Annotated in this window: 16 protein-coding genes; 6 read left to right on the forward strand and 10 right to left on the reverse strand. The window is 43.4% G+C overall.

All coding sequences use genetic code 11. The features are described 5' to 3' along the window. Positions 1-84 precede the first annotated feature (84 nt). The 4 genes from htpX (at position 85) to GQR89_RS01580 (ending at position 3,901) form a co-directional block, all read left to right on the forward strand. On the forward strand, positions 85-957 hold the full coding sequence (gene htpX, locus GQR89_RS01565) for a protease HtpX (RefSeq protein WP_158768430.1): 873 nt from the start codon (positions 85-87) through the stop codon (positions 955-957). Positions 958-1,111: 154 nt separating this feature from the next. Then, entirely contained in the window at positions 1,112-2,293 is a 1,182-nt protein-coding gene (locus GQR89_RS01570) for an NAD(P)/FAD-dependent oxidoreductase (RefSeq protein ID WP_158772097.1), read from the forward strand. 257 nt (positions 2,294-2,550) lie between these two features. After that, positions 2,551-3,420, forward strand: coding sequence for a hypothetical protein (locus GQR89_RS01575; RefSeq protein WP_199271361.1), 870 nt, complete (start codon positions 2,551-2,553; stop codon positions 3,418-3,420). 64 nt (positions 3,421-3,484) lie between these two features. After that, positions 3,485-3,901, forward strand: coding sequence for an acyl-CoA thioesterase (locus GQR89_RS01580; protein WP_158768431.1), 417 nt, complete (start codon positions 3,485-3,487; stop codon positions 3,899-3,901). 90 nt (positions 3,902-3,991) lie between these two features. Here GQR89_RS01580 and GQR89_RS01585 read toward each other — a convergent pair whose 3' ends face one another. Then, positions 3,992-4,552, reverse strand: coding sequence for an outer membrane beta-barrel protein (locus tag GQR89_RS01585; RefSeq protein ID WP_158768432.1), 561 nt, complete (start codon positions 4,550-4,552; stop codon positions 3,992-3,994). 294 nt (positions 4,553-4,846) lie between these two features. Here GQR89_RS01585 and GQR89_RS01590 point away from each other — a divergent pair, with 294 nt between their 5' ends. Further along, positions 4,847-5,074, forward strand: coding sequence for an EexN family lipoprotein (locus GQR89_RS01590; protein ID WP_158768433.1), 228 nt, complete (start codon positions 4,847-4,849; stop codon positions 5,072-5,074). An 84-nt stretch (positions 5,075-5,158) separates the two neighbouring features. Here GQR89_RS01590 and GQR89_RS01595 read toward each other — a convergent pair whose 3' ends face one another. The 8 genes from GQR89_RS01595 to GQR89_RS01630 form a co-directional block, all read right to left on the reverse strand. Continuing rightward, positions 5,159-5,866, reverse strand: a complete 708-nt coding sequence (locus tag GQR89_RS01595) for a DUF1499 domain-containing protein (protein WP_158768434.1) — start codon at positions 5,864-5,866, stop codon at positions 5,159-5,161. A gap of 170 nt (positions 5,867-6,036) precedes the next feature. Further along, positions 6,037-6,663: a CDP-alcohol phosphatidyltransferase family protein gene (locus tag GQR89_RS01600; protein WP_158768435.1), complete on the reverse strand. Its 627-nt coding sequence runs from the start codon at positions 6,661-6,663 to the stop codon at positions 6,037-6,039. Between the two features lie 73 nt (positions 6,664-6,736). Then, complete coding sequence (locus tag GQR89_RS01605) at positions 6,737-7,402, reverse strand: ATP-binding cassette domain-containing protein (RefSeq protein WP_158768436.1); 666 nt, start codon at positions 7,400-7,402, stop codon at positions 6,737-6,739. Beyond that, entirely contained in the window at positions 7,386-9,035 is a 1,650-nt protein-coding gene (locus GQR89_RS01610; protein WP_158768437.1) for an ABC transporter permease, read from the reverse strand. Before GQR89_RS01610 ends, GQR89_RS01605 begins: the two co-directional genes overlap by 17 nt. Further along, positions 9,011-10,243, reverse strand: coding sequence for an ABC transporter substrate-binding protein (locus GQR89_RS01615; RefSeq protein WP_158772098.1), 1,233 nt, complete (start codon positions 10,241-10,243; stop codon positions 9,011-9,013). Before GQR89_RS01615 ends, GQR89_RS01610 begins: the two co-directional genes overlap by 25 nt. Then, positions 10,227-11,093, reverse strand: a complete 867-nt coding sequence (locus GQR89_RS01620; RefSeq protein ID WP_158768438.1) for a DUF547 domain-containing protein — start codon at positions 11,091-11,093, stop codon at positions 10,227-10,229. The genes GQR89_RS01615 and GQR89_RS01620 overlap by 17 nt, the downstream gene beginning before the upstream one ends. A gap of 135 nt (positions 11,094-11,228) precedes the next feature. After that, positions 11,229-13,370, reverse strand: a complete 2,142-nt coding sequence (locus tag GQR89_RS01625) for an FAD-dependent oxidoreductase (protein ID WP_158768439.1) — start codon at positions 13,368-13,370, stop codon at positions 11,229-11,231. Between the two features lie 7 nt (positions 13,371-13,377). Then, a complete protein-coding gene (locus GQR89_RS01630; protein ID WP_158768440.1) occupies positions 13,378-15,729 on the reverse strand; it encodes a TonB-dependent siderophore receptor in 2,352 nt (783 codons plus the stop codon). 371 nt (positions 15,730-16,100) lie between these two features. Between GQR89_RS01630 and GQR89_RS01635 the strand changes: the two genes are divergently transcribed. Beyond that, positions 16,101-17,333: an MFS transporter gene (locus GQR89_RS01635; protein WP_158768441.1), complete on the forward strand. Its 1,233-nt coding sequence runs from the start codon at positions 16,101-16,103 to the stop codon at positions 17,331-17,333. On the opposite strand, the gene GQR89_RS01640 is transcribed toward GQR89_RS01635, so the two are convergent. Then, complete coding sequence (locus GQR89_RS01640) at positions 17,323-18,306, reverse strand: GGDEF domain-containing protein (protein WP_158768442.1); 984 nt, start codon at positions 18,304-18,306, stop codon at positions 17,323-17,325. The genes GQR89_RS01635 and GQR89_RS01640 overlap by 11 nt on opposite strands. Between the last annotated feature and the right edge of the window lie 192 nt (positions 18,307-18,498).

Here is an 18,498-nt window from a genome sequence, read left to right on the forward strand (position 1 = left end):
AGGATTAGCTAATTTTCATGTATAGGTATTGTACTGAACGTTTATAGTCCACATATTACATTCAACAAATTTGGAGTAATAAGTATGTTTCGAATAATGATGTTTCTGGCCACCAACATTGCTGTGATGGCATTGATTAGTTTAGTGTTTAGTCTGTTTGGCTTTCAAGGTTTGTTGGCGCAAAATGGTGTCGACTTAGACTTACAAGCCTTGTTGGTTTACTCGGCGGTAATAGGATTTAGCGGCTCGATTATTTCACTGCTACTGTCTAAATTTATGGCTAAGCGCAGCATGGGAGTTCATGTTATCGAGCGCCCAGTGAATGACACCGAAAGATGGCTATTACGTACTGTTGAACATCAAGCTAAACAAGCCAATATCGGTATGCCCGAAGTAGGCATATTTGTGCATGCAAGCCCAAATGCGTTTGCCACTGGTTGGAATAAAAATAACGCCTTAGTTGCGGTAAGCACGGGCTTAATAGAAAACATGACCCAAAATGAAGTAGAAGCAGTTCTGGCCCATGAAATTAGCCATGTTTCTAATGGCGATATGGTCACCATGACACTTATTCAAGGGGTGTTGAACACCTTCGTTGTGTTCTTATCTCGGGTGATAGGGCATGTTGTTGATCGAGTAGTGTTTAAGGTCGAACGGGGTCACGGGCCAGCATTTTGGATCGTGTCTATTGTTAGCCAAGTGCTGTTGGGCATTTTGGCTTCAATGATCGTTATGTGGTTCTCACGCTATCGCGAATTTAAAGCCGATGCGGGTGGCGCAAGCTTGGCAGGGCGTAACAATATGATTGCAGCGCTTAAACGCTTAAAACAAAATCAAGATGCGCCCCCTATGCCAGAAGAAATGGCCGCGTTTGCAATTAGCGCTGGCAAGGTGCAAAAACTGTTTTCAAGCCATCCGCCACTCGACAAGCGTATTGAGGCGTTGCAAAAAGGCTAAATGTACCGACTGCATCCATATTTGGTCGTACTGATTTAAGAGTCTTAATACGTAGAACCTAAATCATTAATAAACTGTTAGAATTGCCGACCAAAATGGTCGGCAATACAAACTGTCGATCGAGCGCAATTTTACAAGAGTATTGGTTCTGAATATTAAGCAAGTAGATGTCATCGTATTAGGGGCTGGTGCAGCCGGTTTGTTTTGTGCCGCGCAAGCAGGAAAACGCGGGCGCAGCGTAGCTGTGCTAGATCACGCTAAGCGTATCGGTGGCAAAATTTTGATGTCAGGCGGTGGTCGTTGTAACTTCACCAATATGTATGCCTCTCACGAGAATTTTCTGTGTGACAACAAACATTTCTGTAAGTCAGCACTCAGCCGTTATACCCAATGGGATTTTATCGGCTTGGTCGCTGAGTATGGTATTGCCTATCACGAAAAGACCCTCGGCCAACTATTTTGTGACGACAGCGCTAAAGATATACTTAATATGTTGTTTAGTGAATGCGAAAAAGCTGGGGCGAGTGTGACCAGTCAATGTGACGTTTTAAGCATTGAAAAAACTGCTACAGGCTTCACGTTGAAAACCAGCAAAGGCGAATACCAGTGTGAATCACTGGTCATTGCCACCGGCGGTTTGTCTATGCCCAAACTCGGCGCAAGCCCCTTTGGCTACAAAATAGCTGAGCAATTTGGTTTAACGGTTAAGCCCACGCGCGCCGGCTTAGTGCCTTTCACCCTACATGAACAAGATAAAAACGTTTTAGCCGAGCTAAGCGGTATTTCTCTGGATGCGAGCGCCAGTTGCAACAACACTAGCTTCAACGAGAATATTCTGTTTACTCACAGAGGCTTAAGCGGCCCTGCGGTGCTACAAATTTCATCTTTTTGGGAGCCAGGTCAAGCAGTCGAATTTGATTTATACCCGAACGGCGACTTGCAGGAACAGCTGCAAAAAGCGCAACAGAGCCAGCCAGATGTACTGCTAAGTAATGCTCTTTCTGCGTTTTACCCCAAACGCTATGTACAAGCTGTATTGCCGTATTTAGGTATTGAGAATAAGCCCCTAAAACAATACCAAGGTAAAAGCTTAAATGACGTTGCACAAGCCTTTCACCAGTGGCAATTAAAGCCCAACGGCACTGAAGGCTATCGCACCGCAGAGGTCACCTTAGGCGGCGTCGACACCGATTTTCTATCCTCTAAAACCATGATGGCCAAAGACGTTGAAGGCCTGTATTTCATTGGCGAAGTCATGGACGTCACGGGCTGGTTAGGGGGGTACAATTTCCAGTGGGCTTGGAGCAGTGGTTGGGTAGCAGGGCAAAACGCTTAAGTAGGAAATAAGCAGCGTGAAGGAAATAGTTCCAACGAGGATCCCTTAAGGGCGATAGGGTATTTAATTTCTCTTTATTATTGATGTTCCTTAGTTTTACAGCTAAATTATTATAGACCAATATGATTAAAAATCAGTCGGTTATGTGATTTCTAGCTAAACTAGGTTAATTCAACATGGAAGGAGAAGGTAAGTTGAGCGGAATTCGCTACTCCATGCTTTTCGTAAGTCGCGCTTACCGAAAATTGGTGGAACTCGTGAAGCGTTTCAGCGTGTTCCTTGGCGTCGTTATAGGGTTATTATTCTCAATGACTGCTACAGCGACATTCGGTGCTCAAGTGACGGTTTTTTACCCTAACCCCCTTTCTATTAAAGACCAAAGGCCTCTTTATCCTTTACGATTATTGCAACTCGCACTGAGTAAACTCGATAAACCCTATGCCTTAAAACCAAGCAAGGTACAAATGACCCAAAGTCGTGCGCTGCGCATGGTCGGCACACAGAATGCTGCGGATGTTGTTTGGACCATGAGCACAGAGGAACGAGAAAAAAATTATATACCTATTCGTATTCCAATTTATAAAGGTTTAATTGGTTGGCGATTATTTTTGATCCATGCCAGTCAACAGAGCAAATTTGATTATGTAACTGGCTTGGTTGAATTACGGCACCTTACCGCCGGGCAAGGTCACGATTGGCCAGACAATTATATTTTGAACAACAGTGGTATCGAAGTGATGACATCCTCGAGTTATGAGCGTTTGTTCGATATGTCTGACAGCGAACGTTTTGACTTTTTCCCACGTTCTATTATCGAAATATGGGGTGAGCTGGAAGCTTGGCCCGAATATAACCTCGCCGTTGAAAAGACTATTCTGCTACGTTATCCCACGGCCATGTATTTTTTTGTCAATAAAGATGATCAAGCGCTGGCTGATGACATAGAACGAGGTTTGAAAATAGCCATCGAAGACGGTTCATTTGAACAGATGTTTCTGAAGCACAATGAGTGGCTTATTCAAAGGGGGAATTTGAATGGACGCAAAATTATTGACTTGCCTAACCCACTTATTCCTTCGCAAACCCCATTATCTGACTTAACACTTTGGTACCAGCTCACAAAATAAAAAAGTGCTACAATCGCCCCACAGCGCTGATTATCCCATTGGGAACTAACATAAAGGTAGCGAAATGCCCGAAGAAAAAGCCACTGGTAAACTTACCACTCGTACACTCGCCATGCCGTCTGACACAAACGCTTCAGGTGATATTTTTGGCGGTTGGGTACTATCACAAATGGATATTGCAGCAGGTATATGTGCCGGCCAAAGAGCGCAAAGTCGTGTGGTGACTGTGTCAGTTGATAGCATGAGTTTTATTCGCCCCGTGAAAGTTGGCGATATTTTGGGTCTTTACACTAGTGTTGTACATTTAGGGCGCACCTCAATGGTGATCAACGTTGAGGCGTGGGTAAGGCGTGATCGTATTGGTTTGCGTGAAAAGGTCACCCAAGGGCATTTTAAATTTGTTGCTATCGACGATAACGGCGTGCCTACACCGTTGCCGTTAGAAAATGAATTACCAGATTACGTACTAGGAAATTTTTAGTTACCTAAAGGCGTACCTACAGCAAATATTAAGACGGGGCGACACGTTTATATGTCGCCCTCATCTGCGTATTCGCGATAGATATTCAGATTAAAACGAGTAACGCGCGGCGATACCCATAATGTCGTTGTCGTCTGACGTACGATAAGAAATGCTTACCGCTGCTTCAGGCGTGAAATAATAACTTGCACCTAAGTTCAAGTATGTATCGTCATCGTCGTCTAAATCGATATATGAAACACCGCCGTCTAATTCGATATTAGGTGTTACACGAGAACGGATACCCGCTGTTAGACCGTAACCGTTTTGATCATATGATTCGAGTTCTGCTTCTTCATAACTGACTACGCCGTATACGTCAGTATTGCTTGAAGCGGCCATCCGGTAACCCAGTCCTAGGCTTAGTTGATTAAAATCAATATCTCGGTTAGCAATTTCATCTGAGGTATCTGTGTAGGAACCATTCAAAAACACATTTTTACCTACCAAAGCCGAGCCAGACACTTTAAAACCGTCAGGATCGTAGCTGGTGTCGTCTACATCAATTTTGGCGTAACCGCCTTCTACGTAATTAAAATCAGGAGATGCTGCGTAAACAGAAGGAACTGAGATCACGGTCGCTGCTAGTAAAGCAATTTTTGAAGCTTTCATTGAAATTCCTTAAATAAAAAAATTGATTGAGTGAGCAACATAAAGCAGACGTGTATGCACATTAAAAGCGAACACAGAAAATGGAAATCTACTTTTGTCCTCGCCTAATAGATGATGTTAACAGTCTGATTTTCAATAGAAAAAGTTGTACTTCACGAGATATTTTTTTAGTATCTAAACGTGATAAATTGTTAACGGATATGTAATGTTCGCTTTTTCAATTAGTTGAGAGGATAAAGCTGACGTTTTAGCCCGAGCGATCAGCGTTTTAAACTGGGTATTTAAGGAAGAAAAATGAAAAAATTTATATTGGTACTACCTTTGGTGTTTGGATTAGCCGCGTGTGGTACTCCCTCAGTTGAAGACTTGGTAGACGACCCTGAGCTGCTAAGTGAAATATTGGCAGAATGTACGACTAAGCTGATGAAAGGCGAAGATGCAAAGACGCAAGAGTGCAAAAATGCGACTGAAGCGCAAAAGCAAATTCTAAATAACGTGATGAAAGGTTTGCTAGGTAACTAATAATTACCTAACGGTAAACTAAGAAATGCCCAGTGATGTGTATCACTGGGCATTTTTTTATGCTCTATATCGCTAGGAGCGGGATTAAAATTTACTGTTTATCGCATCGATAAGCGCATGGATACGTTCGGCGTTCTTACCTAAATCGCTCATACCAACGCGAGATTTACTGCGTATATCTAGGTAGCTTTCTTCTCCGGTGGTGCGAATACGCACAACAACGTCATCCTTAAAGCCAAACCAGCCAGTGGTATCTGTGGCTTCAATAAGTCCTAATGATTTATCAGCATTGACTAATTCCCAACCTAAATCGTTAATAGAAGCCTCGGCAGCATCAAATAATTGTTCTGTGTCTTGAGGATACTTTTGAGTAATCAATTCTGGGTAGGCTTCGCGTTGCTGTTTAGCCGTTTCTTCGCCAGCGTATTCCACTGGGTTTGGCGCATCGGCACGAAGGGCAACAATGGCGACAAACTTAGGAGGGTTAACCAAATCGGTAGAAATATCATGAATAGGTGGTACTGATTTCGCTTTCCCCATCATGCTCATTGGTAAACCGACGGCAACAATAGCCAATATTGCTGATACACCAACAGCTGCCCAACTGATGTTTTTGCGTAAGAAAATTAGTTGAATAAGGATAAGTGCTAATGCTGCAATACCGGCGTATACACCAAAACGTAAAGCGGTAAATGCAGGTCCTAACTCTAAAATACCAAACTTGTATAAGGGTCCGGGTAAAGCGACGAGTAAAATCGCCAGTAAACTGACAAGGCTGACCAAGGTCTTCATAAGATGTTCTCCGTTCTTATTGTAATATTCGAATTTTATAAATCGAATTTTGTTAACGCATGATATATGAACCAACTGATACTATCAGTAACAGTTTTTGGACTTAAGTTTGTTATTAATTATGTATTTAGATAAGCAATCAAAATGAAGTGCGACTGGTCAATCTCGATTTAAGTGTTGCGAGTTTTAGTGGCAACTAAAGTGTTATAACCTACCCAGATACGTATGATCGCCGTCAGCCAGCAAATAACGGCAAACACGCTGGCGATCGGCACAAAGTAGCTTGGAAACAAGCAAAACAGACACAGTACAAGAATCGTTTCAAAACCTTCCGCCAGCCCCCCCATATAATGCAGACTCTTTTGCGGATAATTTGGGCTATCAATGCCGTGCTTACTGGCCATAATCGCAAAGGCTAAAAAGCTGCCCCCTGTAGCCATAAACGACAGCATCAAAAAACTACCTGCAATAGCGTTTTGCATTGGCGTTGCACAAACAAAGGCAAACACAATGGCAGAGTAAAAGATAAAATCTAGGGTAATATCTAAAAAACCACCGGCGTCTGAAGGGGAGGTTTCTCTCGCTATGGCGCCATCTAGCCCATCTCCCAGCCGGTTTAATAAAATTAGACATAGCGCTAATGTATAGTGGCCGTAAAAAATAGCGGGTACCGCTAGCATGCCAATAATGAAACCGATTAATGTTACGCCGTCGGCAGTGACACCACGCTTAATTAGTTGTTTAGCTAGGCTGCAAAGTGGCTTCTTTAATAGCCTATTTAGTATGGGGTCAATCATGGTTTACCTTGTTAATTAGAGTATTTTCACCTGCTTACAGGTTTCACTACCGAACATGCGCCTGCTTATAACTTCACTTTATACTGTGATAATAGGTGGCTAAATCCAAGTGTTGAGCTTGGGGTGGTATATTGTTTATGTCGTGGCTAACCATGATGCTGGGCACTCCTCGCTCTTGTAGCTGTTTAAAAGCCCACTGACTAACGAGTGCTCCGGTGCTTGGATCAAGCGCAGCGAAAGGTTCGTCCATCAATAATGCCTTGGGCTGGTTAGCCAATGCTCTTATCAAGCCTACTCGAGAACGCTCGCCGCCACTAAGTTGGTCAGAATAGTGCTGGGCAACATAGCCCATATCAATATTATCTAACATGCTAGTTGCTACGTCACGGCGCTGGCTTTTGTTCAGTTTTTTACCGTTCGCTCCTGTTAAGGAATAAGGTAAAGCAAAACAGATGTTGTCTAACACGTTCAAATGGGGGAATAGATGCACGTCTTGCATAAGTAAGCCGATACGACGTTTTTCGATGTTAAGGCCGTTAAGTGGAATGTCATTCAGAGTAATATCACCGCTAATATCGGCATGAAGAATTTCATCACCTAATATCCAATGCAGAAGCGTTGACTTACCCATGCCGCTTGGTCCTGTCAGGACGAGCAATTCGCCGCTTTTTAAGTTGATATCAGGTAGCGCAATGCGACCACTATCGGTCTGAATATGACAATTACGGATGCTCAGCATCAAAACTTCCTCGAATACGTTGGGCCAGTATGCTGGCAATTAAAAAAGCAATAAAAGGAAGGGCGGCTTGCACGATTATGTAGACTGCTGTAATGCTTTGCTCGTTGCCAGAGGCGATAGCTACCGCTTCTGTGGTAATGGTGGTGACTCGTCCAGCACCAATCATAAGTGTGGGAATATATTGCGCAACACTAACGGAAAATGCGATAGCCAAAGCACTTAGTAGTGCAGGGCGCAACAACATGAAGCGTATTCGCCACCAACGTTGCCAATAGGTGTAACCAAAACTTGCAGCAACCAATTCGTAGTGTCGGTTCAGGCTTTGAAAAGGTCCTCGTAATACTAAGTAGCTATAAGCAAACGTGAAGGGCAAATGAGACAGAATGATCCAACCAGTACTGTAGCTACCTGATAAACCTGTATGGGCAACTTGCCAACCGTACACCATACTCAGTTGCGGCAACAATATAGCCATTAACCAAATATAATCGGGTAGCTTACGTTTAGTTTGTTGCTGCAGTTCTAAGGCGAGTAGGGTGACAGCAACGCCTAAAATACTGCTAAAAAATGCAATGTTTAGGCTATTTAGCAGTGGCCTTTGCATAAAGAACCATTCATCTTGCCAAAGGACAAATGACCAGTTAGCAGTACTCAGGGTACTTTGACTATTCCAGCCCATAGACCAGAGCAAAAAGGTTGCTAAGATAGCCACTGTTAACAGGCTGAAAAAACTTAACCATGCTGTAAATATCTGGCTTATGCGAGCAATTCTAAACGGGTTGGCCATAATTGCGTTAGTGCGTAAACGCATTACAGCAAACCATTCATGCACATAGATACTGAATATCAATAAGCCAAGCATAACCAGTAAAACCAGATTGCCCAGAAATGCATTTGCTTGTTCATAGGTGGTAAAACCTGTTTGCCAGTTGTAAAGCACGACAGCGTAAAGTTGTGGAATATTTGGCCCGATAAGTAAGCTAAGATCCAGTACCGATAAGGTATAGGCCATTGCGGCGAGCAATGCTAAACGCGACTGCTTAAGCATAATGGGGAAAATTAATAGCCACCAACTTGCCCTCTCGGTATAACCTAGGGCCTTGCCTTGCAGTAACCAGTCTTTGATGGCGAGTTGGCGGCCTAGTGCGCTTAATATCAGCAGAAAAAACGGGACTTCTTTTATGCTGATTGCCAATACCATAGTTAAAAGGCTTTTTCGTGGTAACCCCAACCAGTCAGGAGCAGCTTGACCGAATAATCCCCAAAGAGCATTGAACACCATGCCACCTGAACTAAACAAATACACTAAACCTAACGCAACGGCTAAATGAGGCAGCGATAACAACGGAGCAAGTCGTTTTTCTAATGTTTGCCAGCGTGGATTAAAACGATATTGGCTATAAACCATAAAGGCTACGTACAGCGCTAAAAGTGGGGCAGCCAAAGAAATGAATAAAGTGTTGGTGATGGATAACGTCAATCCGTTGTACGCAAAGAAACGTATTACATCAGCCCCCGAGATAGGAACAGATGGCCATAACCCGACTATTACGCCAAATAAGGGCAGGCCTGCTACAAGTGCAACAATTAGCCAGCCCGTACTAAGCGTTAGGCGCCGTATTTTTGTTGCCATTTATCTTCGATAACTTGTTGCCATGAACTATGCAGTTCTTGTTGCGCAGGTAAAGTTGAAGCTTCATCTAACAAGGGGGTAATAACGCTCGGATCACCCCAACTACCATTAAGTTTTTGCTTTTGTGCCAGTTCACTTAATAGAAAATGAATCACGACCTTAGCGCCGGCTGAGTTTTGTGCTGCTTTGGGTATGGCTAAGTTGTGGCTATTGGTGATAGCCCCTTGAGCGAAATACAGACGGTGTGAGGTGGCAGGAATGCGTTTTTCACTTTTTTCTTTCTCTATTTCGTTCGGGTTAAAACTGACAGTCATCACAAATTGCTTTTGCTGAAATAATGATAGCTGCTCGGTATTTGAGCTTGGGAATGCATTACCTTGTTGCCAGCTGAGCGGGTGAAGTTGATCAAGGTAATTCCATAACAAGGGCAACAGATCTTCTTGGGCTTGAGGCGTTGCAGCAGAAAAGAGACGTTGGTCTTTGTTACTTAGAGCAACCAATAGCTGTTTTAAAAAAGTAGTGCCATGAAACTCAGGCGGGCGAGGATAGCTAACGCGCCCAGGATTTTGCGTAGCGACTGCCAATATGCTGCTTGGCGTCACTGTGTTTTGCTTAGACCCAGTATGAGAAAATAAACTCTCGTCAGCAATTATATTGAATTGGCCAACTCCCCAAGGCACTTCAAAGCCCTCTATTGGCACACCGAAATCGTTTTGTAGGGGCAATTTTTGTATGGCGAGTAATGCGCTATTAGGGATTGATGACCAAAGGTTGCCAAGTAACAGATGTTGTTCTTTTAGATAACTGAAATTTTCGCCATTTACCCATAGTAGGTCTATAGCACTTTTACTGCCATCTTCCGCTTTTAAACGACTAACGGCTTCACTAATATCCGCTACTTTTACATGGCGTAGGCGTACATTGTAGCGACTGGCGATTTCTCGTGCTGCCCAGCGTAAATAATCGTTAACTGGCTTTGAGCCGCCCCATGCATAAAAATACACCGTTTCGCCCTTAGCTTCAGCCAAGGTTTGCTGCCATTGTGAGCTGCTCTCAAGCTGGATGATTGGTGTATCTAGCACTTGCTGTGCGTTTACGCCAGGCAATACTGCCAAAATAGATACAGCTGTTAATACAATCGAAGCCGCTAACTGATTTAAGCGTTTTAGGTTGCTAAAAAAGCGCAACGATTTAGAAGTTAGCCACATCATTTAAACGCCAGTCGTAATCTTTAAATATGATGGGGTAATCGCCACTTTGAATTAACGCGCGCTGCACCTGTGGATTGTTGTCACCTTCCACTAATGCATCGCTGTAGGCACTCAATAAATCGAACAACGAATTAAAGCCCTGGTCGCCTTTTTCAAAATCACCCCGATACCATTTGAAAATCGAAGATAATGAAGCTTGACCATCAACTAGTATTTCGTTTCGGCTATTATCAGCTAAAAATAACTGCATTTGGTTATCGAGCTGTTGTACCAGTTGGTCGGCGACAAAGGCTTCATTTCGAAGGGGAGGGCAGGAAACAGCAGCACAAACCAAAGCGGCATGAATACGAGGTTCTTTGAACCATTTGCGTACCATGTTGTGCTCGATATCGTCTAAATTATGCTTTTTACCAAAGAGTGTGAAAAACTTTTTTTCCCACGGGGTAGTGAATAAACTGCCTAAATCACGGATAGATTCAGCGTCTGCGGTGAATTCTTGCCAGTTATCCACGATGAGTTTTAACGTAAAGCCATTGTATGCATTGATCAAAAAACTTAGTTCTTGGGTTTTGCTCCAAGTATCGTACTGACTTTTTGTGACGTTGGAATATGCGCTCAGCAGGGTGTTTAACGTCTCCTTTTGCATGGCAAGTTTTTGGTAGTCGACTCGAGTTTGTTTATTGTCTTTTGAAACCTGAACAACCTCTTTTAACAGTTGGTCAAAGCCAGCATAACTGTGATCAAAGTCAGCTGCATGCAGCTTAGCTGCGAGCGACAGCAAAATGAGAGCGCTAAAGGTGGCAGTGTAACGCGCTAACCATTTCGAGATACTATGTGACGTATTCATGCTATTCCTCGTATAAAAAATCGTTCATTTGAATATAAATAAGCAAAATCGAAGCTATCGTTCTATCAATAGCTTCGGCATTTACTAAACAGTCGAAGGCACACTCAAATGAGCATGTCCTGTTTACCTAATATGCTACTTACGGCGCCATGTATGGAAGCGTTCAAGAAAGGCTAGCACTTTTTGCGGTGCATGGTCTTTTTTCCAGTTCCCAGCTACGTTTTTATTAGCTTCAGCCATAGTCGGATAAATATGAATGGTGCCCAGTATTTTGTTTAAGCCAAGGCCGTGCTTCATGGCTAATACGAATTCAGCCAATAGTTCGCCTGCATTGGCTCCTACGATAGTGGCCCCTAGAATTTTATCTGTACCGGGTTTGGTTAACACTTTAACAAAACCACGCGCGTGATCATCAGCCAAAGCTCGGTCGAGTCCACCAATGTCGTAACGGGTGACTTCTACTTCAATACCTTGTTGTTTAGCAGAGCTCTCGTTCAAACCCACTGTCGCTATTTCTGGCTCAGCAAAGGTTGCCCAAGGAATAACACTGTAATCAACTTTAAATATTTTAAACGGTCTGAATAACGCATTTACCGCAGCATACCAAGCCTGATGACTGGCAGTATGGGTAAACTGATAAGGGCCTGCTACATCACCGGCCGCTAAGATATTCGGATATTTGGTTTGTAAAAATTCATTGGTAATGACGGTACGATCAGTCTCAATACCTAATTTTTCTAAACCAAAACCGGTTAGGTTAGCTTGACGGCCGACGGCCACTAGGATTTTATCGAAAGGTATGCGTTCTTCTTTACCTTCAAACTCAACCAATAACACATTGCCTTCACTGGTGCTTTCGACCGCCATCGCACTGGTATTGAGGCGTAAGTCGATACCATCCTTTTCCAGCTGAATTTGTAAGTGCTTAGCTGCATCTGGATCTTCTTTGCTCAGTACCTGATCACCGCGTTCAATTTGGGTGACGTGCGTACCTAAACGACCGAACGCTTGAGATAATTCACAACCAATCGGCCCACCACCCAGTACGATTAGGCGTTTAGGCTGCTCAGTAATTTCCCAAAGGTTGTCAGCAGTCAAATAATCGATGTCTTTTAAACCTGGAATGTCAGGCACAAATGCGCGGGCACCGGTGGCAATTACGATATTGCGAGTGGTGAGTGATTGCACCCCATCTTCGGTTTGAATGTCCACTTGCCAAGGCGACACTATGGTCGCGCTACCAATAGCTACTTTTACACCAAGGGATTCGTAACGCTCAACAGAATCATGGGGTTCGATAGACTTAATAACGTTATGAACTTTGTTCATCACGGCTTCAAAATCTATCTTTGGCGCTTCATAAGTCACACCTGCATTTTGCGATGTGTGGTGAATGTGGGCGAGTTTACTGGCGTGTAATAAGCTTTTGGACGGTACGCAACCTGTGTTTAAACAGTCGCCGCCCATCTTGTGACGTTCAACTAAGGTTACAGATGATTTAATGGCTGCTGCTATATAGGCTGTTACTAAACCTGCTGAGCCTGCACCGATAACAACAAGATTACGGTCGAATTTTTTAGGTTTCTTCCAGCCTTTATATACCCGACGTTGTTGCAAAGCACTAAGAATGAACTTGGCTAAAATAGGGAATATACCCAACAATACAAACGATAGGATAAGATCAGTTGAAACGATGTCTGATAATTGGTTTATTTCTACCAATTGGGTACCCGCATTGACGAAAACCGCGGTGCCAATCAGCATACCTACTTGGCTAACCCAGTAGTAAGTCCACGTTTTAATGCCCGTTACGCCCATAACTAAGTTTATGATAAAGAAAGGGAATATAGGAACAAGACGCAAGCTAAGTAAATAAAACGCGCCGTCTTTTTCGATCCCTTTATCAATGGAATCAAGTTTCTTTGAGAAGGTGCTTTTTACCCAATCACGCAGTAAGAAGCGCGATGCTAAGAAGGCCAATGTCGCACCTATACTTGAGGCGAAGGAAGCGAGTAATAAACCCCAACCGAAGCCAAACAATGCACCTGCACCCAGGGTTAAAATAGCTGCCCCTGGCACACTTAGGGCGGTGGCGACAGCATAAATGACAAGGTAACCGATAAATGCGACTAACCAATTTGCATTGATATATTCAGCGAGGTCTTGTTGGTTGCTCTTTAAACTCTCAAGGGTGAGATACTGATTTAAATCGAATATAAAAAAGCTGGCGATAAGCGCAGCGATAATAACGACTAATATTGTACGTTTACTATTCATGTCTAATTTAGGCCTTAAAATTGTAGGTATAGGTTAACTGAACATTTCGTGGGAGTTCAGGAAAAACCAAGGTTGAACCGAAATAGCCGCCTTCAAAAACGGGACGCCAATTTTTTTCATTTGTTAGATTGTGTACTTCCAAGCGTAAGCTTGATTGCTCTGATAGCGTCACATTGGTGTTGGCATTAATCGTAATCTGGTCGCGTATTAACACTGTGGCTAAATAATCGAGCGGGTAACTTTTACTGTAAATAGCCGAGCCCGAAACGTCCCAGTTATCTAATATTTGATAACCTGCACTGGCAGAAACAGTCTGTTGTGGTATGCCCTGTACACGTTGATTTGAGGCTGCAAAGCCTGCAAAATTAGGTGCACCTATACCGGTACCTTGAATAATATCAGGGCGGGAGTTATCAAAGGCATCGGCGACTTGCTGTGAATCTTGAGCACTGGCTGAGTCGTCATAACGCGCATCTAGATAGCTGTACCCTAGATTAGCCCACAAGGCGTCGCCTTGATAAAACATTTGGGCTTCAAAACCTTTGGCGATGATGCCTGTGTTGCTGCCGTCACGGTTACGTAAGCTGCGAGTTTGTTCAAATACTGAGGCATCAGCATACCAAGGGGTATTTGCAGGTGAGTACTTTATGCCCAGCTCGTAAAGTTCATTTTCTGTGGCAAAATTGAGGGGGCTTATTTTATTGTCTGCACCTAGTACCGTGCCGCCTCCCATACTGTTAGACGTTGCTTCGCTGTAACTATAAGTCGCATAGGTAACAATATCGCTGTTAATTTTAAAACGAGCACTGGCTGAGCCAGCGTACAACCATTTACTAAAGCTGTCTTGGGCCGCTATTTGACCTTGTGGAGCCAGAGCATCGCGGGCTGTTACATCGTAATGGTCCGCGCGCAAACCGACTGTGGTACTGAATCTGTTACTCCAGTCACTGTCCTGTTCGGCGAATAAACCTGTTTGCCATGCAGTGGAGTCAGTGGTATCAGACAACGAAAAGTCGTTAGTGCCATCACCGTCCACATCGTAGTTTGCACCGGGTGATACGAAAACACCTGGGCGAAGTTCAACCAAACGAGCTTGTTGTGCATTGGTTAATGGAATACGGCGCTGCTCTACACTGCCAAGTAGATCAATGGGTAAGTCTGCTTCAGTGGTGAATTGGCTGTAGCCTAATACATCGTTGTAACGCAGATCCAAACCCCATGTGGTTTGCTGGTCGGCGCTCCAATTTGAATTAATTTCTATACGGTTTTGTACCGTTTTGGCACCATCAATAATTTCAACAAAGCTATTTGGGGCAATTTCTTCGCGGTCTAGATACTGAAAGTAACTACGATTGGTTAGGCTGTGTACAGAACTTAGCTGGCGCTCATAGGTACTATGCAAAACGTAAGTTTGAGCGTTGTTAATGGTGTCTGGGTCGGTTAGCACCCTATTGCGAGGAATGTGAACTTCACCCGTAGGTGAGACGACTGCAAATGCCCCCGGTACTTGAGACCCATTAGGCTGCACGCCTTGACCTGTGATGTACAAGCCATTATCGATAAGATTTTGTGTAGGGCGATTGATCCCTGCATTATCAGTAAAATCGACATCGAAGTATTCAAAACTGATATCCCAACTAGATTTATCGTCGGGTAATAAGCGATAAGCAACAAATAAGTCTTTACTCTGATATTCGCTAAAATCGTAATAACTGTCGTTGTCTATGTATTCTGCACTGACTCGAATACCACTTTTACCTTCATCTATAGCGGTATTTACATCAACTTGCCCGCGATAATGCTGCCAACTACCGGCACTGGCTTGCAGTTTTATATCGGTACCTGACAAAGTGGCGACTTTGTTGTTTAAATTGACGAAGCCACCGTTGCGTTGTGTGGTACCGAGTATTACTGACGGTGCACCTTTTACGACGTCTATTTGGCCTACACTGTTAAATGACAGTGGGATACCGAAACCGTTATTACCGGCTTGTCGGCGCATACCTTGCTGAAAGAGTTCTCCTAACTGGCCTCGAATGGTAGGTAAACTCGGTGCGCCAAAGCCACTGGCTGAGTACGTGTTCGGGACTAAAGTTAGTACGTCCTGTAGGTCGTCAATGGACAACTGCTCTAACATGTCGCTTGAAATCGAGGTCAGAGTACGAGCAATGTCCGTTAAGCTTTTATCTTTACCGAATGGACCGTCGATCACCGCATTTTTGGGGGACATGATCAAAGTAGGTAGCGCTGAGCCGGTAACAGTAACATGTTCGACACTGTTGTCTTGCTCTTGGCCGCCGGCACTAAAAGCCATCGCTAAGCTTGCACTAACAAACAAGCTGTGCGGTAAAGTCGACATAATTTTTCCCTTATAAATGATTCTGTGCTTAGAGACCTAGTAACCTTGTGTTTTATTACATTAGTATTCAATGCAAATAGCTTAGATTGGTACTAAATGTTATATATCTTTTACGTTTTATAACTGATTTAGTTTAATTTTTTACTTATATGCCATATTTGTCATTGTAGTGATAGTTTTGATTAAGTTGGGAGAGTAAGTAAAAGTCTTAAAAAACAATATCTTACTTGTGAAGGCCCAATATTCCATAAACCATTTTGTTATATTGAAGATGTAATAGGTTAGGGCAGTGAAAAAGATCTAAAAATAGCTAATTTTATGCAATTCAGAAGGAAGTCGATTCATCCGTGGTGAAATACGGCGTAAACTTTATGTACAGGTATAGCCCTTACTATTTAATCGGCTTTATTAACGCCTGCGTTATGGCGTGCTTTATCCCTGTCATGTCTTTGTATGCATACCGGTATCTCGGTGCAAACTCTGCGCAACTGAGTGTGTTGTTGGGCGGATATTCCCTTAGCAGTATTTTTTACGCTACTGTTATTTCTAGAATTGTGGAGCGTCTCGGCGGACACAAGATTTGGCTGCTGGGTACCAGCCTGATGGCCAGTTGCGCAGTATGGCTTTTAAGTAGCACGCAAAATTATCTGTTTGCTGCGCTTATCATGATAACCCTGTTTGCCCCGTTTCATGCATCAACGTCGCTATTAATGGGATTGGCGTTTCGATATTTTCCAGAAGAACAAATGACCACGGTAAATGCGCGGTTAATGGCAACAATCAGCGCTGCGTGGGTAGTGTGCCCAAGTGTGGCATTTTATATGACTGAACACCTCGGGTTTAACGTGTTTTTTTATGCCCTTGGGGCGGTGTTAATACTACTCGCTCTGTTGTTTTGTTATTTGCCTGTCTCTGACAACGCTATAGCGGTAGATTTGAATAGTTGCGCCGAACTGCATAGGCAGGCTTGCGAAGTAAAGTCAGGCGATCTGGTTTACCCACCCACTAAAACGGTCAATGGCATTATGGACTACGCATACTTATGGCCACCAATACTGCTTTTCACGTTACTCAGTTTTGCCATTAATTTGTATCAACATCTGTTGCCAGTCTATTTTGTTGAGGAAGGACTGTCTGTTAGTCTGGTTGGGGGGCTTTTTATGAGCGCAGCGATCGTTGAAATTAGCTTAATTATGCGCTGCCCTAGTTTACTTTCTCGTTTCTCGTACCATCAGCTATTTATTGTCGCGAGCCTTGTCGGTATTACTTTCTTTGTGCTGTTGCCTGTTAGTCAAAACACGTCATATTTATTTTTACTGCAAATTCTAAAAGCCATCATGTACGGAATTATGGCAGGGCTAGGCGTGAATTTATTACAACGTTTACTGCCTAGCGAACCCACTTTTGCCGCAACGCTGTATCAAAACGCATTTGCCATGGGAATGCTGCTGGCCGGGTTTGCTACTGGGGTGGCAGTTGAATACCTGCCGCCCCAGGGGCTATTCAGCATTAGCGCGTTTGTGGTCATGTTGTGCTTAATTATGTTGTCACTTTTTAGGCGCGCCTTTACTGTAGCCGAGCCTCCTGGTGATATTAAAGGCTGATGCTAATTCTATTTCGGCCATCGGCTTTAGCGCGATATAAGGCGGTGTCAGCGGCACAAATTAAGGCTTCAGTGGTACGAAACTGCCCGCCGAACTCAGTAGCAATGCCTTGACTGACACTGACCCTGAAATTTGCAGGTAAGCCCAAATCGCTAAAAGTAAGGGTATTAATCTGTTGTTGAATGTCTTTAGCAACAATGTCAGCACTGGCGCTTTTAAAGCGCGGCAGAATTACGGCAAATTCTTCTCCGCCATAGCGTGCTGCTAAGCTGTCATTGGCGGGAAGGCAGTCTTGTATCGTCTTAGCAATCCTCTGTAAGCATTTATCTCCATTGACGTGGCCAAACTGATCGTTAAATAATTTGAAATAATCCACATCAATCAAAATTAAGCTTATGGGTTGGGTATTGTTGAGGCACTCGAGCCAACTTTTCTCTAATTTTTTTTCAAGGTTGTGGCGATTGGCTAAGCCAGTTAAGTGATCAGTGGATGCCAATCTGCGTAGTTCGCTGTACTCTGATTTGTGTTTAGATAAGTTGTGGATAACGCCCACAAACAATGGTGCGGAATGCGTAATCGATGTAGGCAGGCAAGATACAGATAAATCGGCTTCCAACCATGTACTATCACAGCGCGTAATAAGTACTTCCTTGGGGCCATGATTTAAGGCTAAATCGGGATTGCGTTGCCAATTCAAAAATAAATATTCATATTGTTCTCGATAACGTTCGTGAAGAAAGGTAAACCATTTTTGTCCTACAAGAGATTCTTGTGGTGCACCGAAAAATTTTGCCGCAAGCGGGTTTATCATTTCAATTACGCCATCTCTATCTACGATAAAAATAGCCTCAGCTATTACGTTCGCCATTCTGCTAAACGCCGTCATCTTTTCATTTAATAAAGGGACCGAAAAAGTATCTAGCAATGAAGATATTTTAGGCGTTTTATCGTTCGATTTTTTTGAGTTTGACATCGTTCTTCCTTGTTTTGCGTTGTCACGCTGATGTTTGATGGCAAACACTTTATTAAACTAAAGTCTCTAATACCTTCTGCTAACCTTCCTTTTTTAAGTTATTGATTTGTAGGTTTTTATTTTGTTTTTAGATTGGTTCGGGCAGGTTGTTTTTTATGCTTTCAAGCTTTACGAAAACGGTCATGCTGTAGC

Origin of the sequence: Paraglaciecola sp. L1A13 (assembly GCF_009796745.1) — a bacterium.
In the GTDB taxonomy this organism is placed as follows: Bacteria; Pseudomonadota; Gammaproteobacteria; order Enterobacterales; family Alteromonadaceae; genus Paraglaciecola.